The organism is Haloferax larsenii, assembly GCF_024730625.1.
Lineage (GTDB): Archaea > Halobacteriota > Halobacteria > Halobacteriales > Haloferacaceae > Haloferax > Haloferax larsenii.
Genome location: NZ_CP078063.1, coordinates 387,757 through 413,714, shown reverse-complemented (window position 1 = coordinate 413,714; position 25,958 = coordinate 387,757). Strand labels below are relative to the sequence as shown.

The 25,958-nt window shown below is 62.7% G+C and carries 25 protein-coding genes and 1 pseudogene; 15 read left to right on the top strand and 11 right to left on the bottom strand.

Features of this window, described 5'->3' with window-relative positions:
- Positions 1-2 precede the first annotated feature (2 nt).
- Positions 3-839, top strand: a complete 837-nt coding sequence (locus tag KU306_RS02230; RefSeq protein ID WP_007542444.1) for a DUF7982 domain-containing protein — start codon at positions 3-5, stop codon at positions 837-839.
- Positions 840-874: 35 nt separating this feature from the next.
- Here the strand turns inward: KU306_RS02230 and KU306_RS02225 are convergent, their stop codons facing one another.
- From KU306_RS02225 to KU306_RS02210, 4 genes are all read right to left on the bottom strand, one after another.
- Positions 875-1,861 carry an AAA family ATPase gene (locus KU306_RS02225; protein ID WP_258302737.1) on the bottom strand — a complete coding sequence of 329 codons (987 nt, stop codon included), beginning with the start codon at positions 1,859-1,861 and terminating at the stop codon, positions 875-877.
- 10 nt (positions 1,862-1,871) lie between these two features.
- Positions 1,872-2,906 carry a DUF4350 domain-containing protein gene (locus KU306_RS02220; RefSeq protein ID WP_258302736.1) on the bottom strand — a complete coding sequence of 345 codons (1,035 nt, stop codon included), beginning with the start codon at positions 2,904-2,906 and terminating at the stop codon, positions 1,872-1,874.
- A 2-nt stretch (positions 2,907-2,908) separates the two neighbouring features.
- Entirely contained in the window at positions 2,909-3,184 is a 276-nt protein-coding gene (locus KU306_RS02215) for a DUF8044 family membrane protein (RefSeq protein ID WP_007542448.1), read from the bottom strand.
- Positions 3,185-3,314: 130 nt separating this feature from the next.
- Positions 3,315-5,306, bottom strand: a complete 1,992-nt coding sequence (locus KU306_RS02210; protein ID WP_258302735.1) for a PGF-pre-PGF domain-containing protein — start codon at positions 5,304-5,306, stop codon at positions 3,315-3,317.
- 282 nt (positions 5,307-5,588) lie between these two features.
- Here KU306_RS02210 and KU306_RS02205 point away from each other — a divergent pair, with 282 nt between their 5' ends.
- The 5 genes from KU306_RS02205 (at position 5,589) to KU306_RS02185 (ending at position 11,261) form a co-directional block, all read left to right on the top strand.
- Complete coding sequence (locus KU306_RS02205; RefSeq protein ID WP_258302734.1) at positions 5,589-6,650, top strand: DUF4832 domain-containing protein; 1,062 nt, start codon at positions 5,589-5,591, stop codon at positions 6,648-6,650.
- Positions 6,651-6,935: 285 nt separating this feature from the next.
- Complete coding sequence (rdfA, locus tag KU306_RS02200) at positions 6,936-7,583, top strand: rod-determining factor RdfA (protein WP_007542451.1); 648 nt, start codon at positions 6,936-6,938, stop codon at positions 7,581-7,583.
- A gap of 36 nt (positions 7,584-7,619) precedes the next feature.
- Entirely contained in the window at positions 7,620-9,566 is a 1,947-nt protein-coding gene (locus tag KU306_RS02195; protein ID WP_258302733.1) for an archaea-specific SMC-related protein, read from the top strand.
- Between the two features lie 244 nt (positions 9,567-9,810).
- A complete protein-coding gene (ddfA, locus tag KU306_RS02190) occupies positions 9,811-10,128 on the top strand; it encodes a DdfA family disk-determining factor (RefSeq protein ID WP_309138753.1) in 318 nt (105 codons plus the stop codon).
- A gap of 95 nt (positions 10,129-10,223) precedes the next feature.
- The gene (locus KU306_RS02185) at positions 10,224-11,261 is read left to right on the top strand and encodes a sodium:calcium antiporter (protein ID WP_007542454.1); all 1,038 of its coding nucleotides are present in this window, start codon (positions 10,224-10,226) and stop codon (positions 11,259-11,261) included.
- 30 nt (positions 11,262-11,291) lie between these two features.
- Here KU306_RS02185 and KU306_RS02180 read toward each other — a convergent pair whose 3' ends face one another.
- On the bottom strand, positions 11,292-13,253 hold the full coding sequence (locus KU306_RS02180) for a hypothetical protein (protein WP_258302732.1): 1,962 nt from the start codon (positions 13,251-13,253) through the stop codon (positions 11,292-11,294).
- Between the two features lie 231 nt (positions 13,254-13,484).
- Here KU306_RS02180 and KU306_RS02175 point away from each other — a divergent pair, with 231 nt between their 5' ends.
- The 6 genes and pseudogenes from KU306_RS02175 (at position 13,485) to KU306_RS02150 (ending at position 16,326) form a co-directional block, all read left to right on the top strand.
- The gene (locus KU306_RS02175; protein WP_007542456.1) at positions 13,485-13,763 is read left to right on the top strand and encodes a ubiquitin-like small modifier protein 1; all 279 of its coding nucleotides are present in this window, start codon (positions 13,485-13,487) and stop codon (positions 13,761-13,763) included.
- A gap of 1 nt (position 13,764) precedes the next feature.
- Entirely contained in the window at positions 13,765-14,022 is a 258-nt protein-coding gene (locus KU306_RS02170; RefSeq protein WP_007542457.1) for a MoaD-like domain-containing protein, read from the top strand.
- Complete coding sequence (locus KU306_RS02165; RefSeq protein WP_258302731.1) at positions 14,019-14,528, top strand: DUF8048 family protein; 510 nt, start codon at positions 14,019-14,021, stop codon at positions 14,526-14,528. Before KU306_RS02170 ends, KU306_RS02165 begins: the two co-directional genes overlap by 4 nt.
- A 36-nt stretch (positions 14,529-14,564) precedes the next feature.
- Positions 14,565-15,260, top strand: a complete 696-nt coding sequence (locus tag KU306_RS02160) for an AzlC family ABC transporter permease (RefSeq protein ID WP_258302730.1) — start codon at positions 14,565-14,567, stop codon at positions 15,258-15,260.
- Entirely contained in the window at positions 15,261-15,599 is a 339-nt protein-coding gene (locus KU306_RS02155; protein WP_008326277.1) for an AzlD domain-containing protein, read from the top strand.
- A 46-nt stretch (positions 15,600-15,645) separates the two neighbouring features.
- Positions 15,646-16,326 (top strand): annotated as a pseudogene (locus KU306_RS02150) (DUF7978 family protein).
- 94 nt (positions 16,327-16,420) lie between these two features.
- On the opposite strand, the gene KU306_RS02145 reads toward KU306_RS02150, so the two are convergent.
- A complete protein-coding gene (locus KU306_RS02145) occupies positions 16,421-18,352 on the bottom strand; it encodes an aldehyde ferredoxin oxidoreductase family protein (protein WP_007542462.1) in 1,932 nt (643 codons plus the stop codon).
- A 126-nt stretch (positions 18,353-18,478) separates the two neighbouring features.
- Complete coding sequence (locus KU306_RS02140; protein ID WP_007542463.1) at positions 18,479-19,549, bottom strand: Ig-like domain-containing protein; 1,071 nt, start codon at positions 19,547-19,549, stop codon at positions 18,479-18,481.
- Positions 19,550-19,650: 101 nt separating this feature from the next.
- Between KU306_RS02140 and KU306_RS02135 the strand changes: the two genes are divergently transcribed.
- Positions 19,651-20,733, top strand: a complete 1,083-nt coding sequence (locus KU306_RS02135; protein WP_007542464.1) for an archaeosine biosynthesis radical SAM protein RaSEA — start codon at positions 19,651-19,653, stop codon at positions 20,731-20,733.
- A 452-nt stretch (positions 20,734-21,185) separates the two neighbouring features.
- Here the strand turns inward: KU306_RS02135 and purQ are convergent, their stop codons facing one another.
- The 3 genes from purQ to KU306_RS02120 form a co-directional block, all read right to left on the bottom strand.
- On the bottom strand, positions 21,186-21,863 hold the full coding sequence (gene purQ, locus KU306_RS02130) for a phosphoribosylformylglycinamidine synthase I (RefSeq protein WP_258302729.1): 678 nt from the start codon (positions 21,861-21,863) through the stop codon (positions 21,186-21,188).
- Position 21,864: 1 nt separating this feature from the next.
- On the bottom strand, positions 21,865-22,116 hold the full coding sequence (purS, locus tag KU306_RS02125) for a phosphoribosylformylglycinamidine synthase subunit PurS (RefSeq protein ID WP_007542467.1): 252 nt from the start codon (positions 22,114-22,116) through the stop codon (positions 21,865-21,867).
- Positions 22,117-22,202: 86 nt separating this feature from the next.
- The gene (locus KU306_RS02120) at positions 22,203-23,090 is read right to left on the bottom strand and encodes a winged helix-turn-helix domain-containing protein (RefSeq protein ID WP_258302728.1); all 888 of its coding nucleotides are present in this window, start codon (positions 23,088-23,090) and stop codon (positions 22,203-22,205) included.
- Between the two features lie 173 nt (positions 23,091-23,263).
- Between KU306_RS02120 and KU306_RS02115 the strand changes: the two genes are divergently transcribed.
- Together KU306_RS02115 and KU306_RS02110 are read left to right on the top strand one after the other, a co-directional pair.
- A complete protein-coding gene (locus KU306_RS02115; protein ID WP_007542469.1) occupies positions 23,264-24,250 on the top strand; it encodes a formyltetrahydrofolate deformylase in 987 nt (328 codons plus the stop codon).
- A gap of 28 nt (positions 24,251-24,278) precedes the next feature.
- A complete protein-coding gene (locus KU306_RS02110) occupies positions 24,279-24,764 on the top strand; it encodes a VOC family protein (RefSeq protein ID WP_007542470.1) in 486 nt (161 codons plus the stop codon).
- Positions 24,765-24,843: 79 nt separating this feature from the next.
- Here KU306_RS02110 and KU306_RS02105 read toward each other — a convergent pair whose 3' ends face one another.
- A complete protein-coding gene (locus KU306_RS02105) occupies positions 24,844-25,866 on the bottom strand; it encodes a phosphoribosylaminoimidazolesuccinocarboxamide synthase (RefSeq protein WP_258302727.1) in 1,023 nt (340 codons plus the stop codon).
- Positions 25,867-25,958: the final 92 nt, after the last annotated feature.

Here is a 25,958-nt window from a genome sequence, read left to right as displayed (position 1 = left end):
CCATGCAGGAAGAGACACACGCTCCGGACACTGAGGACGCGCAGTTAGACACCGACGCGGAGATTGCGGCGCTCCGCGCCGACAACCGACGACTCCGCCGTGAGTATCTCCGGGCTCGACAGAGCCAGTACCGAACGAGCGCGCTCGCACTCGGTGCCATCGGTGCCGTGGCGCTCGTCGCCGCCGCCCTGCTCCCGGCGCTCAGGACCGTCTTCGTCGTCCTCGGGAGTATCGGTATCTTCGGCGGCGTCCTCCTGTATTTCCTCACGCCGGACCGACTCGTCCCCGTGAGTGTCGGCGAATCGGCGTATCACGCCCACAGAGAGACGGGAACACACCTGCGCGAGGAACTCGGCCTCGCCGACGAGTCGGTGTACGTGCCCACTGGCGACGACACCGGCCCCGAAGCCAAACTGTTCGTCCCCCAACTCCACGACTACGAGGTTCCGTCACGTGAGTCGCTGTCGGAGTTCTTCGTCGACGCCGGAACCCCGCAGTCGCGTGGTGTCGCCCTCACGCCGACCGGACAGCGTCTCGTCGACGAACTCTCGGTGGCCGCGACAGGCGACGACACCGACCCCGAAGCCCGCTTCGAGACGCTCGGCGATGCCCTCGTCGAACAGTTCGAACTCGTCGACGACGTGGACCTCGACATCGACGCCGACGGCGGCCGTGCAACGGCGCGACTCTCCGACCCCGCATACGGCGAAGCTGACCAGTTCGACCACCCTTCGATATCCGTTCTCGCGGTCGGCCTCGCTACGACACTCGGAACGCCGGTTCGCGTGGGCGAACTGCTCACGAACGACAGCGGGACGCTCGTGACGTTCCGGTTCTGAGGAAAACGAGTCCGGCTTAGGAAAACGAGTCTGGCTTAGGCTTCGACTTCGGGCGCGTCGAGCGTGTCGAGCACGTCGTCGGCGTCGGGGGCAGCAACCGAGTCGAGGACTTCCTCGATGACCTCGCGCGGCGTCACGTTACTCAACTCCGCGTTCGTACTGAGGACGAGTCGGTGCGAGAGTGCGTCTGCGGCGAGTTGCTTGATGTCGTCGGGGACGACGTACTCGCGGCCGTCGATGGAGGCGTGTGCCTGTGCGGCGCGGAGTGTCGCGATGCCTGCACGGGGCGAGGCACCGTGTTCGACGTACTCGTTTTCGCGCGTCGCCTCGATGATGTCGAGCAGATACGACCGGACTGGCTGCGCGATGTGGACCTCGGTCACGGTGGCTTTGGCCTCCTCGACGTCGCCGCTTTCGACCACCGAGTCGATGCTGGCACTCGTCAGCGACGGGTCGTTCGTAAAGCGGTCGAGAATGGCCGCCTCCTCGTCGCGGTTCGGGAGGTCGACGGTCAACTTGAACTGGAAGCGGTCGCGCTGCGCCTCGGGAAGCCCGAACGTCCCGTCCATCTCGATGGGGTTCTGCGTCGCAATCACGAGAAACGGCTCGGGAAGCGAGAGGGTCTTGCCCTCGATAGTGACCTGCCGTTCTTGCATCGCTTCGAGCAGCGCCGACTGCGTCTTCGGCGTCGCCCGGTTGACCTCGTCTGCGACGATGACGTTTCCGAATATCGGGCCGCGCTGAAGCTGGAACTCGCCGATGTTCTCCCGATAGACGTTCGTGCCCGTCACGTCGGCCGGGAGGAGGTCCGGTGTCATCTGAATGCGCTGGAAGTCGAGACCGAGCGCTCGCGCGAAGAGGTTCGCGATAGTGGTCTTCGCGACGCCGGGAATGCCTTCGAGAAGAACGTGTCCGTCGGTCAAAAGTGAGATGGTGAGACGCTCGACGATGTCTTCGTTCCCGATGAGAACCGAGCTCGCCTCGTCTCGAATCGCAGCGTAGAGCTCTTGGGGCGCAGCCATCTTCTGCGGGTTATCTGTCCGTGTTGATAACTTCTTTTATCACTTCACGAACGTCATCCGCGTCCCATTCGGGGTTCGACGCCGCGACCGACTGCGCGAGTGCATCGACCGGAATTCGGTCGTCCGGGTCGTCCTCACGAACGCGCTTTCGAACCCACTCGATGCCACCGTGTCGAAGGAGGAGACCGAGTCCCCCGACTCCAAGGAGGCCCACGAACCCGGTGAGAAGCGGACGCTCCTCGATAGCGAGGAGCGCTGCGGCCAGCGGTGGCACCGTCTGCTGCTGTGAGGCGTCGACGAGAACTTGCTCTTCGTCGGCGACGAGATTCTGGACGAACTGGCGATTGTCCGGGCGGTCGACCATCGCGTTGATGAAGAGACTCGGGTCGCTCACGACGACGACGGTGCCGTTTCCGACCGACTCACGGGTGACGACCGCTCGACTCCCCAGTGACTCTGACGCATCTATCTCGCCGTTGGCGTTGGTGTCCAGATACGAGAAGTTCGACGACGACGCGAGCACCGTGGCGTTTCCGGATTCGATGGCGGTCCCGTAGTTGAGCGTGAGTTGCGACACGTTCGTCGTCACCGACTGGTTGCGGACGTTGGTGGCGACGGTGAGATTCGGCGAGCGGTAGTAGTGCTGCTCGTCGCGCAACAGTCGCCCGTCGAGCCGAGACTCGGTTCCGAGCCCGCGAAGCAACTCGTTCGCCGGGCGCGAGAAGTCGCCGGCGACGACCAGTGTCCCACCCTCGGCCACGTACGACCGAATCGTCCGAATCTCCGATTGCGAGTAGCTCGTTTCGGGGGCGACGACGAACGCCGTCGACGCGTCGGTCGTGTTGTACCGGGCGGGAGTCGTCGCCACGACGATGTCCGAACCCGCGTCGGTCGCCACGTCGTGTAAGCCAGCGCTCCCGTCCCACCCGCTGTTGTAGGTGCTGAAGCTCGCTGCCGACGTTGACAGCCCGACGCCTGCGACGACCACGACGACGAGTGCGAACGCGGCGATAGCGAGCCGGAACCGACGGTCGAGTCGAGCCATTCTCAGAAGACCCCCGGCGGCAGAATCGAGAGAATCCGTCGAATCACGATGTAGCCAAAGCCGACCAGCCCGGCCGCGATGACCCACAACAGTCGCCGCCGCCACGCTGGCGTCACGCGGAACGGTGCGGTCAGTTCGGTCACGACGAGAAAGCCGATGAGCGAGACGACGAAGAACAGTTCGAGTGTGAGCGACTCCACGAGGACTAACAGCAGCGTCGCGCCCAGCATCCACCCCATCTGGGCGAACACGAATCGCTGTCGCTTGGTCGCTCCCATATCTCCCTTGTTGCAAAACAGCGCATTAGAATGTACCGGGTTTTCGACTCGGTGTGGTCGAACTGCGCACCTACGACTCGTCGTCGGTTACGGCTCGAAAACGAGACGAGAGAAGAGAGATTCGGCCGAGTTAGTCGCGTCGGAGTGCGACGAGGGCAACTGCGATGAGTGCCAGCACGGAGACCGTGGCACCGAAGCCGGGGATGCCCGTCCCGGACGTGGTCGTCGGTTCGTCAGTTGTCGGCTCGTCGGTCGTCGGCTCGTCGGTCATCGTCGTCGGTTCGGCAGTCGTGGTCGTGGCTGGTTCGGTCGTCGTAGTCGTCACCTGCTGTTTCTTCGTGCCGATTGCGAAGACGGAGAAGCCGGGCGTCTCGGCTTCGAACTCGCCGTCACCGAGGTACGTCGTTTCGAGTTCCTGCCACTCGCCGTCGTGGTGACGGTAGAGGACGATGTCCTCGGGCGCTGCCTCGATTTCGTCGAGGCGCTCTTGGCTGACCGAGAACGTAAAGCGCGCACTGTTGACGTCGTCGTCATCGTCGACACCCTCGACGTCGACTTGCACGTAGCCGACTGTCTTGTCACTCGGGCCTTCCGGGATGTTGTCTGGGCGCTTGTCCAGGTTCTTGACGCTCACGTTGACATTCTCCGCGCTCTTCGAGAGGTTGAGACCGAGCTTGGTGACTTTCGCACCAGTGTCGTTGGCTTCGGCCTCGTCCCCTTCTTCGTCGTCGGTTCTGAGGTCAATCTCGAACTCCTTGTTGACGCCGGGGTTCTTGATGGAGACCTTGATGGAACCGTTCTTCGGGTCGACGTCCTTCGTCACGTCAGGTCTGTCGACCGGCGGAGTCGTGTCGCTATCGTCGTCATCGTCGTCATCGTCGTCGTCACCGCCACCACCGCCGCCACCACCGCCGCCACCGCTTGGCGGACCGGTCGGCGAATCAGATTCGAGTTCGAACGTTCCAGACACCGTGGCGAGTTCGGTCGAGTCCGACCCACCGGCGATGTAGATGTAGCGGTAGTCACCGGTCTCCCAGTCGTCCTGGGTGTCGACCGTGACGCTGTTTAGGCTCTGGCCCGCGTAGGTGTAGACCGCGCCGTCGAGTTCGGTCGGGTTCGGGAGCAGGCTGTTCTGCGGTCGCTCGGTTCCAGCCGAGTCGACGAGGTAGTCGATTGCCGTGCTCACCGAGACGGGACCGCTATCGGAGCCTGCCCCGATGGTCGCACCGCCAACCGTGACCTCTTGGGCGTTCTCGACCGGGCCGTTGAGCTTCGAAATCTCGTGTTCGATTTCGATGTCGTCGGCTTCGAGGTCGCGGGAGATGTTCGGCGAGTTGATTTCGGTTCGGGCGTTCTCGAACGTCTCTTCGTGGTACACCACGAGCGTGTGGTTCGGCGTGCTGTCCGAGAGGCCGGACGCATCGACGTCGATAGTGACCGTCTCGCCCTGTTCGGCATCGTTCGCGGACGCCGTCGCAGACGTCGACTGCACGGCGACTGCGTCCATCCCGATAACCTGCGTCTGACCAGTTACCGAGAGCTGGCCGTTGGAATCGACTTCGAAGCCGTCGTTCGCGTCGTTGCTGGCACTAGTGTTGTTCTGAACGAGGAAGAACATGTACTGGCCGGAGCCGCGCTGCATTGCGTTGTTCGTCCCCGACGCAGAGAGGTCGTAGTCGATCGACGTCTCACCGGAGCCATCGAGCGACCCGGCGTCGATCATCTCGAACGTGGCGTTGTTGTTCGCGTTCGGGACCGTCACGAGGTCGATAGCCTCGGACACGGTCAGTCCCGTGTAGTCCTCGTCGAGAATCGAGTGGTCGGCGTCGAGCTTGGCGACGAGCAGTTGGACGTCCTCAGTTGCGAAGTTCGAGACACCAGCACCAGTGGTCTCCTCAAATTCGAGTGTGACCGTGTCGTCGCTGTCGTACACCGCCAACTCGTCTTTGTTCGCAGAGACGTCGCCAGTGCTTTGGTCCGCGACGTTCACGAACACGTTCGTGTTGTCGACGGTCGTTGCAGCGTTCGACGTGTCTGCTCGGAACGGCAGCCCTGCGCGTTCCCAGACCTTGACGTCGTCACTTGCTTCGAGTAACTGATTATCGGAGACCCCGGCAGCCACGTCCCCGGTGACTCCCACGTATCCTGCGACACTCCCAGTATATACCGATACTACAAGTAGTAACAGGAGGCCTATCCGGCCGATATCTCTAATTGTGTCGGGCATTAAGTTCGCATTTCATGTCTCAGATAATAGTATTTTCGTCTAGCGAAACTAAACCCGAGAAATGTACGAAGATAAAACAGAAATGGTAATTCTGCTGTCAGTTTTTCGGTCACCTGTTTCTCGATAGTCCCTGACCGAACGACAAAGCATTTGTCGGCTTATCGAGCATATGCTTGTATGTCTCTTCGGTCTCTCGTTTCCGGTATCCTCGTCGTTGCCCTCCTCTGCGGCGGCGTTGCGCCGTCTGCACTTGGCGCGGCTGACTACTCGATATCGACGGCGAACGATATCGACACGCCCAATCGAACCGTGACGATAGAGGGCGACGAATACGAGGTCTCGTCGGTCGGTCAAGTCGAGAAAAACGACACGCTCACCGTCAACACCGAAGCACCGTCTGGCACCGAATACGATATCTACATCTACAACGGCGACCGCGACATCGTCGATACGGCCGCCGTAGAGGGGGACGACTCCGAAACCTTCGATACGACCTACTTCGGGAATCCCGGTTCCTACGTCGCTGCTCTCTACGTCGATGGGAACATCGAGCGAATCCAACCAGTCGTCGTCTCCGCGTACCGTGTCTCTGCCGACCTGCCCGAGCAAACTACGGTCGGCGAGGACGTGACCGTCGACGTGTCGCTGTCGAAAGTCACGGAGATACCCGACCCGCACTCGGTCGAAGTCGTCGTCTCGCAGAACGACTCTCTCGTGTCTCGCGTGGACGCAAGCGAAACTGACTCACTCTCGTACGAAGCGACGCTCTCGTCTGACCTTGAGGCAGGGACCTACGATGTCTACGCAGTCGTCCGCAACGAGACGACTGTCGAAGGGAAACACGAACTCGTCGGCATAAGCAACACGCAGTCACTCACTGTCGAGGAGTCGGACTCGGAGACATCTGCCCCCGGTGGTGGTGGGTCGGACTCGGAGACGTCGACACCCGACACGACCACCACGACGCAGACTCCCGCAGAGACGACTCAGTCGCCGACGAACACGACTACGTCGCCCACGACATCGTCTCCATCGACGACTGAAACCACCACGACGACTGCACCCACGTCGACACAAACACCGCAGACGACGACTGACGATGGCGTCCTCACTCCGAACACGGAGTCAGCGACGCCCGAACAGACTTCCACGTCACTCCCCGGCCCGTGGCTTCCAGCCCTCGGTGTGCTTCTGCTGGGGACGGCTCTCGCCGTCTGGACTCGACGCGACGGGCAGTAATTCAAATATAGAACACAACCAAATTTGACAGCAAGTATTTTCCGAGCTCTGAATTGAGATTCAAATATTGAATAGTCCATTTTCACCCTGATCGTGTGAAGACAAGGAGATAAAAATATAATAGGAATCCCTATTCAATATGGTTGTTCGCAAATCCATCAAAATATCTAGTTTCTGAGCCTCGTAATCACCGTACCGCGTTAGGGGTTGTCGTTGCATCTTCCTGTCGATGTAATGAGGTAATATTTACAACTGGGGCACTGAGAGTGGACTGTACAGACAGCAATGCCAAATTCAGGCGACACCGTCTCCCGTCGGGGAGGCACCGGACCAAAAATCGAGCGCGTCGCCGAGCGCTACGGGCTGTCCGGACTCGGCGACGAACTCGTCGCTGCCTGGCTGGGCGAGGGACGCGAGCAGCGGAGCCTCCGCGAACTCGAAACCGACGTCAACAAGCGACTCATCCGGGCAGCACTCGACGAGGCTGGCGCGCACGTCCTCGACGGTGAAGTCGACAACTTCTATCGACTCTTGACCGACGACGACGTGAGCGCCGGCAGTCGGACCGCGGCGCGGAACTCCCTCCGGGAGAACGGTGTCGACGTCGAGCAGTTGGAAGCGGACATCATATCCTACCAATCCGTCTACAACTATCTCAAGCGACACAGAAACGTCGAACGCGAATCGACCGAGGAAGACGACGAAACCGCGACGAAATCCGGGCTGGATACGATTCGAAAGTTGCGGGCGCGTCTTCGGGTCGTCACGACCGACGTGGTCGACCGACTTGTCGATTCGGGGGCGGTGTTCATCGGCCCGTTCGAGGTCGACGTCGATATCCGAATCACGTGTACAGACTGCGAAACGCGCCTGACGCCGACAGAGCTACTCACCACCGGGCACTGTCGCTGTGAGCACACAGCAGATGAGTAGCGGCGGCGAGGCACAGCACACTCTCTCAGACACACTATGACGAACTCAGAGGCACCCACGGACGCAACTGTCAGACTACAGCATATCGGTGGCATCGACACGCGAGACGTGACACTCTCTCCGGGTGTGACGGTGCTTACCGGTCGGAATGCAACGAACCGAACCTCGTTCCTGCGGGGACTCATGGGCGTCTGCGGCAGCGACGCGGTGAGTCTCAAGAGCGACGCAGACGAGGGACTGGTCGAACTCGAACTGGACGGTCGGACGTACACGCGTCATCTCTCTCGGAAAAACGGCCGCGTCGTATTCGACGGCACCCCCTACTTGCAGGACGCATCGACCGCGGAGTTGTTCGCGTTCCTTCTCGGGTCGAACGAGGCGCGGCAGTCGGTCGTCACGAGCCGTGACCTCCACGACGTCATCATGGCCCCGGTCGATACGGAGGCCATCAATGCCGAAATTCGAACGCTACAGCGCGAGCGAAAGCAGACAGAACAGGAGCTTTCCAAGTTAGAATCGCTCGAATCGGAGCAGCGACGACTCGAATCGCGGCGCTCCGAACTGGAAGCCGAAATTTCCGAACTCGAATCTGAACGAGACCGCCTCGCAGAACGAATCGACGCCGAAGACCAGACTGTCGAGACTCAGCACGCACAGCGCGACGAACTGGACGAGACGCTGCGCGAACTGCAGGATGCGCGGTCGGAGTTGGAGACGGTTCGGTTCAGACTACAGAGCCAACGCGAGAGCGTCGAGTCGCTCAGAACCGAACGCGCCGAACTCGAATCCGAACTGGAGTCCGCCGAGGCCGCCGACATCGACCGCGACGAAGTGACGGCCCGCGTCGAGCAGATTCGAGGAGAAATCGAATCGCTCAACACCACGATTGCGGACCTCCAGACGGTTATCCAGTACACCGAAGACGTCTTGGACGGGAAGACGGACCTCATCGAGGACACGCTCGTCGAATCGACCAGCAGCGGGTCGGTGACGGACCAACTCGTCTCCTCGGAGACGATTACCTGCTGGACCTGTGGCACGGAGGTCGAAGAGAGTCAAATCGAGGAGACGACGACCCGACTCCGTGGCGTTCGCGACGAGCGACGCGAGCGACGCACGGAACTCCGACGGGAACTCGACGAACTCGAACGCGACCTCCGGTCGGCCGACGAGACGCAGTCCAAACGGCAGTCACTCCGGCGAAAACTCGACCGATTGGAAGGCGAACTCGACAACCGCACGGAGCAAATCGACTCGCTGACCGAGGAGCGCGACGAACTCGCCGCCCGCGTCGAGCAGTTGGAACGCGAGGCCGAAGACAAGCGGGGGCAAGCGAACGAGACGCTCATCGAACTCCACAAGGACCGCAACGAGGTCGAATTCTCGCTCGACCGCACCCGCGACGAACTGGCCGACGTCAACGACGAACTCGACGCTCTCGACGAACAGTTCGACCGCCGTGAGGAACTCGAAGCCCAACGCGAGCAACTGACGGCCGACCTCGAAGCGGCCCGCACGCGAATCCAATCGCTCACCTCGTCGGCCGTCGAGGCGTTCAACGAGGAGATGGAGACGGTTCTCGACCTCCTCGAATACGAGAACATCGAGCGCGTGTGGTTAGAGCGCGTCGAGCGCCGCGTTCGCGAGGGACGGCAGAAGGTGATGCAAACGCAGTTCGAACTGCACATCGTCAGAACGGCCGACAGCGGCGCGGTGTACGAAGACACCATCGACCACCTCAGCGAGAGCGAACGGGAGGTCATCGGCCTCGTGTTCGCCCTCGCGGGCTACCTCGTCCACGACGTCCACGAGGACGTTCCGTTCATGCTTCTCGATTCGGTGGAGGCCATCGACTCGGACCGAATCGCCGCCCTGGTCGACCACTTCGAGGCATTTCCGCAGTTCCTCGTGGTCGCGTTGCTCCCCGAGGACGCACAGGCGCTCGACGACTCGTACGACCGCGTCGAGTGGGGCGACGAGTAACCCGGCGACCTGCGTCGACTATTGACTTACTTCGGCTAGCCCCTCGACTATTGACCTGACTTGACTATTGGCGCACCACACGAGGGGGGTCAGGGTACTGTTTTTGCCGTGGTGCAGTCCCGTTCCGTTTGCACTGTCGAGATTATGTAGTCTCATTGATATCTCACATCGAACATTCTGTCGGCGTATACTGCTGGTACGCAAGAAATATAACAGGTAGTGGCAGTACTGTACTCTATACAGTCTGGGGGGATACACTATCAGCACACTCACCACTCACCGACGAGACGAGACAGAGCAGACTCGGGTTTGGTACGACTGCGACCGGTCTGAGACGATTTCCGAGGCGATACTGTTCGCTGCGGCGGAGCACAGAGATTGTGACCCGACGGAACTCCCCCCACTCAGCGAGTACGTCGATATCGACGCGCTGAACGTGCTGTTCGGCGAGGACTCGCCGATGTCGCCAGCACTCTCCCGTGGCACGCTCGAATTCGACTACGGAGACCTCGTCGTCGACGTCGACACGGTCGGCACGGTCGAGATTCGCGACGCCGAGTGAGTGCGGGTTCGGACGGCTGTTTGGTGCTAGGTGGGACCCTCGCCGGACGAGTATCGGTGGCTTCACTTACCGATTCGATGAACGTGCAGACTATCATGGTCCTCGGTGGATTACTCCCGAGTACACCCGCCACGAACGTGCTCCTCGTCCTCGTCGCGACGGGGGTCATCTGGCTCGGTAGTGGGTGGCTCGAACACGCGGCAGACCGTCTCGCAGCCTACTACGGACTCCCGGCGGTCGTCCAGGGGTCTGTCATCGTCGCGCTCGGGTCGAGTTTCCCGGAGTTCACGAGTGTCCTGTTCGCCTCCCTCGCCGGCGTGTTCGACATGGGCGTCGGCGCAATCGTAGGTTCGGCCATCTTCAACATCCTCGTCATCCCCGCTCTCTCGGGGTTGTCTACCGAAGGCGACCTCGAAACGAGTCGCGTCATCGTCTACAAGGAAGCGCAGTTCTACATGGTCGCGGTCGCGACTCTCGTGGTCACGTTCGCACTCGCGGTCATCTACATCCCCGTGGCTGACGCCCCGCCGTTGACCGGTCTCATCACCCGCCCCCTCGCCGCGATTCCACTCCTCTTGTACGGCTTGTACCTCTTCATTCAATGGCAGGACGTAGACGATTACGACGGCGACACGTCTTCCGACGACGACATCGCGGTCGCTCGGGAGTGGGGCCGTCTGGCGCTCGGCTTGGTTCTCATCCTCGTCGCCGTCGAGCAGTTGGTCGGAAGCGTCGAATCGCTCGGTGCGACGTTCGGCATCCCGACGTTCCTCGCGGGTGTGACGATTATCGCCGCGGCGACGAGCCTCCCCGACCTGCTCGTCAGTGTTCGGTCGGCACAGAACGGAAACAGTGCGACGAGTCTCGGCAACGTCCTCGGGTCGAACACGTTCGACCTACTGGTCGCGATTCCCGTCGGCGTCCTCATCGTCGGTAGCGTCCCTATCGACTTCGCGGTCGCCGTTCCGATGATGGGCGTGCTCACGCTCGCGACCGTCCTTCTGTTTACGCTCCTTCGGACGGAACTCTCGCTCACCCGCCCGGAAGCGTACGTGCTCCTCGTCGCCTATTTCGTGTTCGTCGTCTGGGCTATCGCCGAAAGCGCCGGAGTGACGCAGTTGGTCAGGGGATAGACGGAAAATCAGGCCGAATCGGGTGGGGGACTACACGCCGTCCGGTTGCACCGGGAGTTCACGTTTGTAGTACCGGTAGATGGTAGCCACAATCAGCAGCCACAGGAGTACCAACAGGTACGCAACCGGGTTGTTGGCTTGCGTGCTGACGGTCTCTTGGAGGTTGCTCCCCGATGGTGCGAGTATATCTCCGATATCGGGGTTGGTCGAGGCAGGTGGCTCCGCTGCGGTGGTCACTGATTGGTCGGCCGACCCGCTGGCGTCGTCACTCCCAGTGTCGGTGCTGATGATTCCGCCCCCCGAAAGTGACTCGCGCGAATCGGGAGCAGTGGGAGCCGACGGGGGTGACTGGGCGGACGCGGAAGCCGAACTCGAACCGCCACCTCCGCTTCCTTTGTTCGACTCGCCTGCGCTGGCTCCTGAAGTCCCATCATTCGACGATGTGCTGTCGTCGGACGACGAAGTCTCATCGCCGGTGTCTGCTGTCGTGTCGTCTTGCGAGGGCCCAGTTGCAGTGCTGTCGTCGGACCCGTTGTCGCCACCGTCAGCAGAGTCGTCGTTGCTCGCGTCGGTGCCGTCAGTACTGCTGTCGGTGGTGCCGTCAGTACTGCTGTCGGTGGTGTCGCCAGCACTTCCGTCAGTATTTTCGGCGTCGTCAGTACCGCTCGTGTCACCAGTGTTGTCGGAGCCAGTGGTGGTATCGCTGCTGTCGGAACCAGTGGTGCTATCGCTGTCGTCTGAGCTGCCGGTGTCGGTTCCATCGTTGCCGTCAGTCCCGTCTACGCCGTCAGTGTCGCCAGCATCACCATCGGTGCCATCGGTGCTATCGGAACCACCGGAGTCGGTTCCATCAGTGCCATCGGAACCATCACCGTCGCCGGTGCCATCACTGCCGTCGCTTCCGTCGCTCCCATCGTCACCGGCCCCGCCGTCGTCGGAGCAGTCGTTCGAGTCAGTGGCTCCCGAGTTGTGGGATTCGTCGAGGAGCTTTGCGACGTAGGCGGAGACCTGCTCGCCGATAGTCCCAGCCGAATCTCCGTCTTCCGGCGGAAGCGTGCACTCGGAGACCTCCTCACAGTCTGCGGGCGTAGTTTTGGCACGGTCGTTACCGAGGAGACTGCCGACGAACGCCGAGACCTGCTGTCCGACCGTCGCCTTCGGTGGCTTGCAGATGTCGGCTGGACGCTTGTCGGTTCGAGCGTGGTCACTGCCGTTTCGAGCGTGGTCGGTTGCAGGAGTATCGTCGTTTTGAGCGACGTCACTCGCTGGAGTGTCGTCGGTCGCTGACCCACCAGCGTTCGCCGGGGGCGCGTCGTTCTTGGCACTGTTTTCGGCCGGGGTGTTGTCGTTCTTCGGTGTGTCTTCGCTCGTAGATGTCTGGTTAGGTGGTTGCTTCGCTGGTGTCTCGCCGGTGTTTGCAGATTTCTTGTCGGTGTTTGGAGGTGCTTTGTCGGTGCTTTCGGATGTCTCGTTGGGGGTGTGCTCACTTGCAGTGGCGCTTTCGTTCTGTTGGCTCTCGGTCGCTGGCGTCGTCTCGCCGGACTCGTTACCGGAAGTACCTTCGTTCCCTTCCGTTCCTGTTTGGCTCTCGTTTACGGGAGACGCATCGTCGTTCGCCGGTTCAGGGGTGGGGGTGGTGCCGTTCGCGGTCTCAGTTCCGTTACTGGTATCTTTCTCGTTTTTCGCCTTCTCGTTCGCAGGTGCGTTTCCGTTCTTCGCGTTCTCGTCCTTCGCGCTCCCGTTCTTCGAAGCCGGTTCGTTCTGTGGAGGCGTCGGGGTCGATGCCGAGCCGTTGGAAGGTGCCGATTCAGGGGTGTTTCTCTGGGAGGGTTGGTTTGCCGTGGCCCCGTCTGTGGAGGCTGTCGCGTCCGTGTTGGAGGACGTGTCCCTGAACACGTCGTCGACGGACTGCGTGGAGACAGCGGAGACCATCGGCGCCGCCAGTACGACCACCGTGATGGCGAGTACTGCGGCTATTCTGAGCGAGACCATATCCTATCGGCTATATCTATGTTTCATACAGACATTGTAACGAGTTTATTAACTTCAATTAGACAAGGAATATCGCATAGAATGGTCTTCTACGGCGCAATTTCAGCATCTACAGAATGTCGGGAGTCGGCCGCAACACACCTCTCCTCACAGCGACGAATCGCCACGGCGCTCCCGTGGGTGTGCGTCACCGCGACGTACCTTTTTGTTTCACCGCCGCCGAAGTGGTATATGGAATTGGAACTGCGCTTCTTTGCGACCTTCCGTGAGGCAGTTGGACAGAAGACGCTTCACTGGCAGGTCGAAGACGGCGCGACGGTGGGTGACGTACTCCACGCGCTCGAATCCGAGTACGAGGGACTCACCGGCAGCCTCCTCGAAGGAGGCGAGATACGACCGCACGTGAACATCCTGAAAAACGGGCGCGAGGTGGTCCACCTCGACGGTCTCGAAACCGCACTCGACGAGGGAGACACGGTCAGTGTCTTCCCACCGGTGGCGGGTGGATGAGATGGCTCGCCGGGAGCGTGCGTTTCGCGGAATCTCGCCGCGACTCGTGAGACACTACTTGACGAACCTCGGCGGGGACGTAGAGAGCGACACGCGCGTGGTCGGCCCCGATTGGACAGTCGACATCGAAACCGAGGCGGTCTCCATCACGAGCAGTATCGAACTCACCGAGGTCCAACTCACCTTCGAGGGCTCCGAAGAGACGCTCGACGACCTCGTCGAGCAGTTCGCACAGAAGGCCATGCGCGCCGGTGGATGACGATGGGTGCAGACCACAACGACAACTCGAACGACGACCCGAACGACGGCCCGAGCGACGAGCAGAACGACGACCACGAACGACTCCGCGACCACCTCGTCCCGGACGCGACGAGTGACGACCCGCAGGGTGGCGCAGTCGACGGAACGGCAATCATGCTCGCCGCGGCGAAGGCGAGCGTCCCGGCAGACCAGGTCCCCCTGCTTCTCGACCGCGCGCAGTTGTACCTCGACACCCACGCCGACGAGTACGACCGCGAGTTCGAGTGCGTCTACGAAGACGACGAGACGGCCGTCTACTTCGTCCCGCTCGGCCACTGGGACACGAAAGGCCTCGAAATCGGCTTCTCACACCGCGAACTCGACGCCGTCCGGCGGGCGCACACCGAGCATCTCCGCCGCGTCGGGACGAAGTCCGACCGCCGCGACGAGTTCGAGACGGCGCTCGAAATCCGGGAGGTTGCGGTCGTCAATCGCAGCGAGAGCCGGCAACCAGCGCACGGATAGACGCCTATTTCGGGCGCGACGCCCTGCATCTGACAGATGCCTACGCTCCCATCCGACTTCGTCGACGGTGTCCGCGATGCGGCCCCGCTGCACCTCGGCATCGTGCCGTTCGGTCTCGTCGCGGGCGTCGCCGCCGTCGAGCAGGGACTGTCGATTTTCCACGCAATCGGCTTTTCGACCGTGGTCTTCGCCGGTGCCTCGCAACTGGCGATGATAGAACTGCTCGGCTCGGACGCGCCACTCGCCATCGTCGTCGGCACGGCCGTCGTCGTCAACCTCCGGATGCTGATGTACTCGGCCTCGATTGCGCCGTACTTCCGTGACTTCGCGGCCCGCTCGAAGACCATCGCCTCGTACCTCTTGACCGACCAGGCATTCGCGCTCTCGCTCGCTCGATACAACCGCGAGACGGGGACCGACCGCTTCGCGTACTACATCGGCGTCGCCGTCTCGCTGTGGGCCGTCTGGCAGGTTGCCACCGTCGCCGGCGCGGTACTCGGGACGGGTCTCCCGCCGGAGTGGGGTCTCGGATTCGCCGCGCCGCTAGTCTTTCTCGCGCTTCTCGTCCCGGCGCTGAAAGACCGAGCGTCGGCGGCGTCGGGAGTCATTGGCGGTATCGTCGCCGTCGCCGTCGTCGCGGCGGGAATCCCGTTCCACCTCGACATCATCGTCGCCGCCGTCGCGGGGGTCGCCGCCGGTCTCGCGGTGGAGTCTTTCGGAGGTGACGCGTAGGTGGCGACGAGTTACGACCCGCTCACTGTCTGGGGCGTTATCGTCGTCGCCGGCGTCCTCACCTTTGGCATCCGGGCGTCGTTCATCTACCTCTTCGGGCACATCGACACGGTCCCGCCGCGAGTCAAATCGGCACTCGAATACGTCCCGGCGGCCGTCTTCGCCGCGCTCGTCTTTCCCGCCGTCGTCGCTCCCGCCGGGGACGTCGCGCTCTCGCTCGGGAACGAACGTCTCGTTGCAGGCGTTCTCGCGGCGCTCGCGGCGTGGTACACAGAGCGCGTCTTCGTCACTATCGCCGTGGGTATGGGTGCGCTCTGGTTCCTGCGGTTCGTCGTCTGAGCGACCCCCCAAAATACTCGTTTCGTCGGTGACCACACGCCAACACATGCCTTCCTCGCCCCCGTACCTCTACTCGCGTCCCCGTGACGACGCGGGTCGTGCCCTCCTCACGACCGGGTTCGTTGCGGGCGTCGCCGCGTTCGTCGCTGGCACCGTCGCCGTCGCCGGATGGCTCGCGCTCGCGACCGACGGCCCGTTTTCGACGCTCGACGCCGTAACCACGATGACCGCTGGCGAACCCGTTCCGACGGTTTTCACCCCCATCTGGACGTTCTGCGGCGCGATGGGTCTCCCAGTCCAACTCGTCGAAACGACCGGTCACGGACGCGCGATTGTCTCACGAAACCTCGTCGACGTGTTCGACGGCGCTGGCGACGCGTGGGTCTGGATGGGTGCGATTCCGCCTGCGTGCCTCGTTCTCGCGGGGGCCGCCACGGCCCGTCTCACGGCGTGGAACCGGCGCCCTGCGGAGGGCTTCGCCACGGGAGCGTCGGTTGCGCTCGGGTTCGCCGCTGCGGTGGCCGCCGTCGCGCTCGTCGCTCGTTTCGGACTCGGTGACATCCCGCCGACCTCCGAGGGAGTCGTCCGCATCGGGGCGACGGGATTCCCGCCATCCGACCTCGACGGCGATTCGGTCGGAATCCCACTGTAGGGGGTCGTTTCTGGGCTGGTGTTCGGCCTCGTCTTCGGTGGACTCGGTGGGGCCGCAGCGTCGCTCCGTAGCTGAATCATCAGAGACTACCTCGACGCGTCGCTCACGGAGCGAGCGTCGAAAAAGAAGGTCGGTTGCGTGTCGCGCAGGGCGACTCCACCCTAACTGCTCAGTCGTCTGCCGGTGCCGCGGAGTCGCCGCGGGAGACGCCCGTACCGGGGCCGAGGTCGATACCGAGTTCGTCGAGACGCTCGTCGGGGACGACGCCGTCGACCCACTTGCGCCGCGCGTAGTACTCTTCTTTCATCTCGTCGAGTTCGCAGAGTTGGCCTTCGGACGCGCCCTGTCCGGGCACTGCCTCGTCGCCTTCGACGAAGCGCCCCGGTAGCGAGTCGTCGCTCCCGTCGAATCCTGCGAGGTTGTTGTAGTACCGCTCCAGCGTGTAGATGCGGTCGCCGGTCTCCAGCAGTTCGTCTTCGGTGACGTCGAGGCCGGTCATGCCGTTGTACTGCAGGACGTACTCCTCGATGCCCTCCGCGAAGGCGTTGAACTTGCAGATGTCGAAGGAGTCCGAGATAGCGTGCATGTCCTGAAAGAGGGCCGCGAGTTCGCCCTTTCCTTCCCACTGGTAGGGGTCGTGTTTCTCCGGGATGCCCAGAATCTCGGCCGACGGCGTGTAGGCCCGCAGGTGGCACGCACCGCGGTTCGAGGTGGCGTAGCCGATGCCCATACCCTTCATGCAGCGCGGGTCGTACGCCGGGATGGTCTGTCCCTTGACGGCCAGCGAGTTCTCGTGGGCGTCGAAGCGTTCGGCGAGGCCGTTGGCACCCTCGGCGAGGGCGTCGGCGAGTTCTCCCTCGCGGTTGGCAACCTCGTCGATGAGGTCTATCATGCGCTCGGTGTCGCCCCAGTCCAGTTGTTCGTCGAGGCTGTCGAGTTTGCCCTCCTCGGACATCTCCATCGCCATCGCCATCATGTTCCCCATCTCGATGGTGTCGACACCCATGTCGTTACAGCGGTCGATCATGACGGCGATTTCGTCGCGTTCGGTGTGTCCCGAGTTCGGACCCAGCGCGTAGGCGGACTCGTACTCGTAGGACTCGCCGCGGACGTTCATCTCCTCACCCTTGTGCATTATCGACACCTCGACTTCCTTCTTACAGGCGACCGGACAGGAGTGACAGGTCGGTTCGTCGACGAGGATGTTCTCGCGAACGTTCTCACCGGAGACTTCTTCGGCGTCGATGCTTCCACCCTCGGCGTCGCGCATCGCACCCGTCGAGGTGTACTTCCCGTTCTTCGTCGGGAGACCGTCGAGTTCCTCGCCCGCGTTCATCAGGACGTTCGTCCCGTACAGTGAGAGGCCGCCCTCGTTTGGGGCAGTGACTTCCGATTCGCGGATGAGTTCCATCGCCTGCTGGTAGCCCTGCTTGAACGTCTCGGGTTCGGCGGGCTTGGGCATCCGAGTGCCGGATTTGACGACGACCGCCTTGAGGTTCTTCGACCCCATGACCGCGCCTGTGCCGCCGCGACCGGACGCGCGGTCGTCTTCGTTGACGATGCAGCCGAAGCGGACTTCGTTCTCCCCACCCGGGCCGATAGCCATCACCGAGAGGTTCTTGCCGAGTTGGCCGTCGACCTCGTTTTCGAGTTCGTCGATGGTGTCGTGGATGCCCCAGCCCCAGATGTGGCTGGCGTCGCGGAGTTCGACTTCGCCGTCTTCGACGACGGCGTAGACCGGATGTTCGGATTTGCCAGTAAACAGCAGGCCGTCCATGCCGGACCACTTGAGTCGAGCGCCACTCCACCCCCCGTGGTGGGAGTCCGTGACGGTGCCCGTGAGGGGAGACTTCGTCACGACCGCGATACGGCCGCTCATCACTGTCTGTGTGCCCGTTAGCGGTCCGGTCATGAACGCGAGCAAGTTGTCTGGTCCGAGCGGGTCCACGTCCGGACCCTGCTCGAACACGTACTTGACGCCGAGTCCGCGTGCGCCGATGTACTTCTTTGCGTCCTCGTCGTCGATGCCCTCGTACTGCACCTCCTCCGCCGAAAGGTCAACCCGTGCAACTCTGTCGTGATACCCGCCGAGTTCAGTCATTGTAATCGTCGTTGATTATATACGGTCGGAATAGGGTTAGTGATTCTCACACGATGGTAACTAGATTCGGTTACGTCCTCGTCACGGGGCTCTTTCGCGTCCCGGAATCCGACAACGCGGGGCGAATCATCCTGGTTGCGGTCCTGCGGCCGTTAACGAGAGGCTACCGGTGGCATCCACGGCGAGTGTCGCAGGTCCTCGCGGCGGACACGACCACCACGTTCCAGACACTGACGTCCCGGTTTCGAGACTCGCATCGACGCGGTGCGGGCCGGACTCGACGACGGGGACGAGCGTACGGACCGCTCCTGCCGCAAGGTCGATGTCGCGGTCGAACACACCGGATACGGTCTCGATGCGCAGTGAGAGTCTGTGTGCGACGTCGTCTCGGTTGGCTACCGTCAGTGTGGTGTTCGCCGGACCGCACCCCGTCGTTCCGCTCGTCACGTCCACGTACTTCGCCGGCTCGTTGGGCACCTGCCACGTCACGTCGATGTCCCGGTCCGCCGTCTCGACGCTCACCTGGTAGTCCCCGGTTCGATACGTGACGGGAACCGACAGTCTCGTTCCCGCCGGAAGCCGGAACCGTCGGTCGATGAGCGTCGCATCTCGGAGGTCGACGCGGATACTGGCCTCGGTCTCTCCCCCGGGGTTTTCGACGACGAGTGCCGCCGGAGCGTACCACCGCGACAGGCCGTCCCCGACCAGCGGGAGGTCGGCCTCGTCGCCTCCGGTCGCGAGACCGCACTCACCGTCTCCGGAACACGTGCTGGCGCGCCAGAACACCGCGTTCGACCTGTTCAACACGACTTCGAGCCCATCGAGCGGTTCTGTGACGCGCCACGTCGTCTCCTCTCGGATGCCGGTGTCGGTTTCGACGACGACAGCGAGGTCGGCACGCGGAACCTCGATGCGACTGCTCGTTCGCTCGCCGGGCAGCAGGTCCACGTTGCGGAAGAACACGTCGCGCCCGCCACGCATCCCGACGACCGTCGCGAACACCGGGTCTGGCGTCGGGTTCCAGACCGTGAGGCGCTGGCCGAGCCGCGCCGCTGCAGCTGTGGTCGTCGCTTGGGGGGACCTCTCCTCGGGAGTCGCGGTCGCGGTTGCGGTACCGACCTCGTTGTCCGGAGTGCTACACCCGGCGAGACCGGCGATGCCGCCCGCGACGACCGAGAGGAGGGTTCGGCGGTCCATGGCACGACCTACGGACGCGGAGCATATAGGATGCGTGCGAACCAGCGGCACGCGCACGCTAGACGAAGCGGCTTTACGCCACCATCCGATAGGAGAGTTCAATGAGTAAGCCGAGCCCCGAGGTCTACGAACGGGGACGCGGGATGGACGCGCACAACAAGGTGATGCGCGACATCCGTTCGCAAAAGCAGAAGACCTACGACCCCCACGAGCCGACGCGGGTGTGGATAGACGAGGACAACACCCCCGACGGCGTCTACGACTCGCTCACGATTATCCTCAACACCGGTGGCTGCCGCTGGGCGCGCGCCGGTGGGTGTACGATGTGTGGCTACGTCGCCGAGTCCGTCGAAGGCGGCAGCGTCTCTCACGAGGCGCTGATGGACCAGATTCAGGTCTGTCTCGACCACGAGACCGAGCACATGGACGACGGCGAGAAAGCCGGACTCATCAAAATCTACACCTCCGGGTCGTTCCTCGACGAGCGCGAAGTGCCCGCCGAGACGCGCGACGCCATCGCCGAGACGTTCGCCGACCGCGACCGCATGGTCGTCGAGTCGCTGCCGGACTTCGTCACGCGCGAGAAACTCGAAGACTTCACCGACCGCGGCATCGAGACGGACGTCGCTATCGGCCTCGAAACCGCGACCGACCGCGTCCGACACGACTGCGTGAACAAGTACTTCGACTTCGCCGACTTCGAAGACGCCTGCGACGAGGCCGCCGAGGCGGGCGGTGGCGTGAAGGCCTATCTCCTCATGAAGCCGCCGTTCCTCTCGGAGCCCGAGGCGCTCGAAGACATGAAGTCGTCCATTCGCCGGTGTGCCGCGGTCGACAACTGCCACACCGTCTCGATGAACCCGACGAACGTCCAGCGGTACACGATGGTCGACGAACTCCACTTCGCGGGCGGCTACCGCCCGCCGTGGCTCTGGTCGGTCGCCGAAGCACTTCGTGACACCGCCGACGTCGACGCCATCGTCGTCTCCGACCCCGTCGGCGGCGGCCAAGAACGCGGCGCGCACAACTGCGGCGAGTGCGACGAACTCGTGTTCAAGGCCATCAAGGACTTCGACCTGCGGCAGGACCCGAGCGTCTTCGACCAGGTGTCCTGTGAGTGCGAGGCCACGTGGGAGTACGTCCTCGACGCGGAGACGAGCTACAACATGCCGCTGGTCAAGTAGCGCACGCGACTCATCGCCCACGCTGAACGGGGTGAAACCTGCAATTAGAAGTGGACATTTGTCTGCTAGTTCATCACAATCGGTCCTGTTTCTTCACGCACACACAGGGTTAATGTGTCATATAGGGTGGTAATTGGAACCTAACCGAATTGATAGGATACTCGTATCAAATAGGATGGCACACGTTGACACATTTGGTAGTTCGGACGGGTTCGCTCGAACTGCCTGCCATCATGACGACACACACGTACAAGACCGTCTACTACGCGGATGGGTGGTTCGAGATTCGTGAAGAGGAGAACACCGAGGCGTGGATTGCCACGGACTCCCCACACGCTCTCGTCTCATAGAACGCGGTATGCGGGTCGGAAAACCTCCAACCATCGCTCATGCCACGTCGCCACTCGCATCGACCCTGTACCGCCCGCCATCGCAGCGGACGGTCTTGTTATTTAGTACCCCTCGAAGCCGGCCAGCACACCGCGACCGTCGGTGTTGCCGAGCGTCGGAAGCGCCGCCCGCTCAGGGTGGGGCATCAACACGGCCACTGACGCCGACTCGCCGAGGATACCTGCCACGTTTCCACGTGACCCGTTGGGATTCGCCTCCTCGGTGACGTTGCCGTCTTCGTCGCAGTAGCGAAAGAGGATGCGGTCCTCGGACTCCAGTTTCTCGTAGCCCTCGTCGTCGATTTCGAAGCGCCCCTCGCCGTGGGCGATGGGGAGTTCGATAACGTCGCCTTCCTCGTACGCCTGCGTCCACGGCGTGTCCGCGTTCTCGACGCGGAGGTAGGCGTGTTCACACTGGAAACGGGCACTCGCGTTCGTCGTGAACGCGCCGGGGGTGAGACCGGACTCACAGCCGACTTGTGCTCCGTTGCAGACGCCGAGCACGGGCGTTCCCGCTTTGATTTCCTCGCGTACGGACTCCATGATGGGCGAGCGCGCGGCCATCGCACCGCCGCGAAGGTAGTCGCCGTAGGAGAATCCACCGGGGAGCATGATACCCGTCGTGTCCTCCGGAAGCGAGTCTTCGTGCCAGACGCGTTCGGCCTCGAAGCCGAGGTCTTCGAGCGCGCGGACGGCGTCTCGGTCGCAGTTCGACCCGCCGAACTGCACGACTGCAATCATCTTAGGCCTCGGCGACCTCGACCTCGTAGTCGTGGATGGTCGGGTTCGCCAGCAGACGTTCGGCCATGTCGTCGGCGCGGTCGGCCGCCTCGTCGGCGTCGGCGGCGTCGAGGTCGACTTCGTACCGTTCGGTAAAGCGCAGCGCGTCGAGTTCGAACCCGAGTCGTTCCAGCGCGCGCTTCGTCGTCTCCGCCTCCGGGTCGAGGACGCCCTGCTTGAGGCGTACCGTCACCGTCGCGGTGTAGGTGGTCATCGAGTGGTGATGCGTAGTGATGTGCAAAAACGGTTTTGGGTCGTGTTTGATATACACGAATGTGTGTATGGTCGGCGAGCGGCCTCCTATTCGGCCGGAGACCGTGCCACGTCGAGGACGTTCAGGTCCTCGTCGATGCGGAGTGTGAGGGTGTCGTCGTCGACTTCGAATGTCACTTCGGCGCGAAGCGGGTCGTCGGAGACGGTTTCGATGTCTGGCATTGTGCGCCATGCGGTCCCCCACAGATGAGGCTGTGACAGGTCGATGTCGTGGTCGTAGTAAAAGGAGACGACAGCGGGGTGGTCGAGATAGACCATCCCGACACCTGTGACGAGTTCGTCGTTACACCGGTCACAGCTGTAGGCCGCGTGGACATCGTCGAAAATAACGTCGTTGCGACTGTCGTCGCCACTCCTCACCAGTCGCCCCTCGAACGTGCCGCGACAGGTGATACAGAATCCGGCACGGGCTTGCGAGAACAGTGTTCGAGTGTATCGGTCGGCGACCGCTGGCAGTTCTTCGATATCGTACCCCTCGAATACACCCGGCGGGATGCCGACGTCCACCAACGGCTTGTCGCACTCGGTACACTGGACGGTGATTCGTTCGTCTGCGTAGGTCGCTTCGATGTCGCCGCCACACATGGGACACGGCGGGTCGAGCGGAATCGGGCCAACGTCGTCGCCACGGCTGTACGACCCCGCAAGAATAGCCCCAAAGACGAGTTGCCCCGCGAGTCGTAGTTCGTAGCCGTCGTCCGTCTTCTCGACGAACCGCCCGGTGAGTTTGCCGAGGTGATAGTTGAACCGGCCACTGTCGATGGTGCCGACGCGCTCGCGGAGTTCCGAGAACGTAAGCGGCGTGTCCGTCGCGTTCGCGAGCGCGCGAACGATAGCGAGTCGTGTCTCGTCGGCGAGCAGCGAGAACGCCGATTCGGCGTTCGATTCGACCGCCGACGAGGAATCGTTCGACATGGGCCGTGCTACGTAGCTGTCGAGTATAATACATTCGCGAGGGAACAGAACTGGCCGGAACCGGCGCTTCGACACGGTCTTTCGCCATAATTTGTTGCGGAGAACGACAGGGGTTTACCGTTCGACCACGCAGGGCGGTGTATGTTCAGCCTCGAACAGCTGGAGGTGACGGTATGACGCGAGAACTAACCGAAATCACGGTCATCGGAGGAGACAAGACCGGACTCATCGCGAACGTGACCACCCTGCTGTTCGAGCGCGGAATCAACGTCGAGGACCTCGACCAGGCGGTCCGCGAGGGAATCTTCCGAATGACGCTCCACGCGGACACCGCGGAGATGACCTGCACCCGCGACGAACTCCGCGAGGCGCTTTCCGACCTCGGTGACGACCTCGGCGTCGACGTGCAGGTTCGCTTCCCGTCGGACCGCGAGACCCGCGAGATTGCCGTTCTCGTCACGAAAGAATCCCACTGTCTCGAAGCGCTGTTCGAGGCGTGGGCCAACGACGAACTCGGCGCTGAAATCTCGGTCGTCATCGGCAATCACGACACGCTCGAACCGCTGGCGAGCCACTACGACGTTCCGTTCTACGACATCGGCGACGAGAAGGGGACCCCCGACGAGGACGAACTCCTCGACCTGCTCGAAGAGTACGACGTAGACCTCATCGTCCTCGCGCGCTACATGCGCATCCTCGGCCCCAACGTGGTCTTCCGCTACGAGGACCGCATCATCAACATCCACCCGTCGCTCCTACCCGCCTTCCCCGGCGCGGCCGCCTACCGACAGGCCAAGGAAGGCGGCGTCCGCATCGCGGGCGTCACCGCCCACTACGTGACGACGGACCTCGACCAAGGACCGATTATCACCCAGCGGGCGTTCGACGTCCCCGACGACGCGAGCATCGACGAAATCAAAGCCCGCGGCCAGCCCGTCGAGGCCGACGCGCTCCTCGAAGCCGTCAATCTGCACCTCGACGACGCCATCTCGGTCCACCGCGGGCGTACCAGCCTTCGTGAGAACGCCGACGCCGACGACTACCAACTCGGTCTGACGCGCGAAGCGCAGACTGCCAACCCCGACCGCCCGGTCGACGGCATCGTCGATGCGCTCGGCGAGACGGAGTCGGCCGTCCCCCCGCAGTCGGACGACGACTGATATATACTCACTCCGCCTCCACGGAGTGATGACAGATTCTTCTGCTCCCGGTATCCCTGACCGACCCGACAGCCCCGGCGCCGCCCGCGCCCTCGGAGAGTTCGCCCTGCGCGTCGAAGACTTCGAGACGATGCGTGAGTTCTACCGCGATGTGGTCGGACTCGGCGAGCCAATCGGTGACTTCGGCTTTGCGACGTTCTTCAGCCTCGGCGAGAGCCACGCCGGTCACGAGGCTGTCTTCGCACTCTTCGACCGCACTGACGAGGCGGACTACGAAGGCCTCGACCAGACGTTCACGACGCTGGACCACCTCGCGTTTTCCATCTCGCCCGACGACTTCGACGCCGAAGTCGAGCGCCTGCGCGGGCACGACCTCGAACTCGACTTCGCGTACCACGAGTGGGTCGAGTGGCGCTCGCTGTACTTCGCCGACCCCGAGGGCAACCGCGTCGAGTTGGTCTGCCGCGACCCGAAGGGCGCGGGGAAAAACGAGCAGTACGAAACGAACGAGTAGGACAACCGAGACGACACTGAGGTCGTCGTCGTGTTGCTACCGATGTTGCTGTTAACCGCTTACAGTTGCTGTTGACCGCTTACAGGTCCTGCACGCGCTCGACGGCGTCCTCGATGTCCGGCGCGTCGAACCAGTCGTGGCCGACGTAGGCGTTCGCCCCGGCGCGGTAGAGGTCCGACAGCGCCGCGACGATTTCCTCGGGCAGGTGTTCGGGTGCAACCTCGCACTTCTCGCGCCAGTTGGGTTCGCCCGTCTCGATGGCTTCCTGCTTCGCGTCGGAGACGGCGTCGACCCACTCGGGCTGGACGCGCTTGTAGTACTGGCGGACGACCTCTTTCGAGACCTGCTGGCCGTCGTACGAAAAGCGGTTCTCGTCGAACGTGCCGACTACGTCTGCGACCTTCACGGTCCCGTCGTGGTACAGACACTCGATTTTCCCGTCTTCGTGGGTAAATCCGGCGTCTGCGGCCTGTTGGTTGAGGACGTGGTTGACGGCGAGCGCGAGTTCTTCGAGGCGGTCGAGGTCGACCGCGCCCGCGACGTAGTCGGCCTCCTCGCGGTCGAGATAGCGGTCCTGTTCTTCGTACTTCGTGGAGAACTCGACCACTGGCTCCGACAGGTCGAGCGGTTCGTCCGGCCACTCGTCGAGGTCGAGTCCGTAGTCGGCGGGCTCACCGCGCTTGCGGAGGCTCGACCCCACCGGGACGGTGTTTCGGAAGACGATTTCGAGCGGGATGAGGTAGTTCTCGCCCGCGGCGTCGTGGTAGGCCTCGTAGTCGTACTCGCCGTCTTCGTGGGGCAGGTCGGGCACCTGCGTCAGGTCGATAGCCATCTCCGTCGGCGGCGACTCGCACTCGCCGAGGTCTTTGACCTCGCCGTCTTCGACGACGACGCCGCGGTAGTGGGTCGGGATGTGGTTCACGTCCAAGAGTTCGAAGTTGTACGCGCCCATCAGACAGAGGCTCGCGCCCTTACCCGGGATGTGGTCGGGCATCTCGCCCCAGTCGAACACAGAGTAGCGGTCGGAGAAGACGAAGCGGCCCCGGCCGAGGTCGGTCGCCGTCGCGTCCTCCTCGACACGGAAGTCCTTCACGCTGGTCATGCTCCCACGTCTGCGCCCCTCCCACTAAGAACCTTCCACTTGTGTGCGCATATTGGGTAGAATACCCTCACAGATATGCACGATTTTGCGTA

What these genes read in the sequence shown, in the direction of transcription:
- purS (WP_007542467.1), bottom strand. Translation starts at nt 22,116, where the DNA reads ATGACCACCTACACCGCGACGGTGACGGTACGCCTCAAGCAGGGCGTC.
- KU306_RS02170 (WP_007542457.1), top strand. Translation starts at nt 13,765, where the DNA reads ATGGCTCGCCGGGAGCGTGCGTTTCGCGGAATCTCGCCGCGACTCGTG.
- purQ (WP_258302729.1), bottom strand. Translation starts at nt 21,863, where the DNA reads ATGATTGCAGTCGTGCAGTTCGGCGGGTCGAACTGCGACCGAGACGCC.
- KU306_RS02195 (WP_258302733.1), top strand. Translation starts at nt 7,620, where the DNA reads ATGACGAACTCAGAGGCACCCACGGACGCAACTGTCAGACTACAGCAT.
- KU306_RS02215 (WP_007542448.1), bottom strand. Translation starts at nt 3,184, where the DNA reads ATGGGAGCGACCAAGCGACAGCGATTCGTGTTCGCCCAGATGGGGTGG.
- KU306_RS02205 (WP_258302734.1), top strand. Translation starts at nt 5,589, where the DNA reads ATGTCTCTTCGGTCTCTCGTTTCCGGTATCCTCGTCGTTGCCCTCCTC.
- KU306_RS02115 (WP_007542469.1), top strand. Translation starts at nt 23,264, where the DNA reads ATGACGCGAGAACTAACCGAAATCACGGTCATCGGAGGAGACAAGACC.
- KU306_RS02135 (WP_007542464.1), top strand. Translation starts at nt 19,651, where the DNA reads ATGAGTAAGCCGAGCCCCGAGGTCTACGAACGGGGACGCGGGATGGAC.
- KU306_RS02180 (WP_258302732.1), bottom strand. Translation starts at nt 13,253, where the DNA reads ATGGTCTCGCTCAGAATAGCCGCAGTACTCGCCATCACGGTGGTCGTA.
- KU306_RS02220 (WP_258302736.1), bottom strand. Translation starts at nt 2,906, where the DNA reads ATGGCTCGACTCGACCGTCGGTTCCGGCTCGCTATCGCCGCGTTCGCA.
- KU306_RS02160 (WP_258302730.1), top strand. Translation starts at nt 14,565, where the DNA reads ATGCCTACGCTCCCATCCGACTTCGTCGACGGTGTCCGCGATGCGGCC.
- KU306_RS02225 (WP_258302737.1), bottom strand. Translation starts at nt 1,861, where the DNA reads ATGGCTGCGCCCCAAGAGCTCTACGCTGCGATTCGAGACGAGGCGAGC.
- KU306_RS02120 (WP_258302728.1), bottom strand. Translation starts at nt 23,090, where the DNA reads ATGTCGAACGATTCCTCGTCGGCGGTCGAATCGAACGCCGAATCGGCG.
- rdfA (WP_007542451.1), top strand. Translation starts at nt 6,936, where the DNA reads ATGCCAAATTCAGGCGACACCGTCTCCCGTCGGGGAGGCACCGGACCA.
- KU306_RS02145 (WP_007542462.1), bottom strand. Translation starts at nt 18,352, where the DNA reads ATGACTGAACTCGGCGGGTATCACGACAGAGTTGCACGGGTTGACCTT.
- KU306_RS02175 (WP_007542456.1), top strand. Translation starts at nt 13,485, where the DNA reads ATGGAATTGGAACTGCGCTTCTTTGCGACCTTCCGTGAGGCAGTTGGA.
- KU306_RS02165 (WP_258302731.1), top strand. Translation starts at nt 14,019, where the DNA reads ATGACGATGGGTGCAGACCACAACGACAACTCGAACGACGACCCGAAC.
- KU306_RS02185 (WP_007542454.1), top strand. Translation starts at nt 10,224, where the DNA reads ATGGTCCTCGGTGGATTACTCCCGAGTACACCCGCCACGAACGTGCTC.
- KU306_RS02110 (WP_007542470.1), top strand. Translation starts at nt 24,279, where the DNA reads ATGACAGATTCTTCTGCTCCCGGTATCCCTGACCGACCCGACAGCCCC.
- KU306_RS02105 (WP_258302727.1), bottom strand. Translation starts at nt 25,866, where the DNA reads ATGACCAGCGTGAAGGACTTCCGTGTCGAGGAGGACGCGACGGCGACC.
- KU306_RS02230 (WP_007542444.1), top strand. Translation starts at nt 3, where the DNA reads ATGCAGGAAGAGACACACGCTCCGGACACTGAGGACGCGCAGTTAGAC.
- KU306_RS02140 (WP_007542463.1), bottom strand. Translation starts at nt 19,549, where the DNA reads ATGGACCGCCGAACCCTCCTCTCGGTCGTCGCGGGCGGCATCGCCGGT.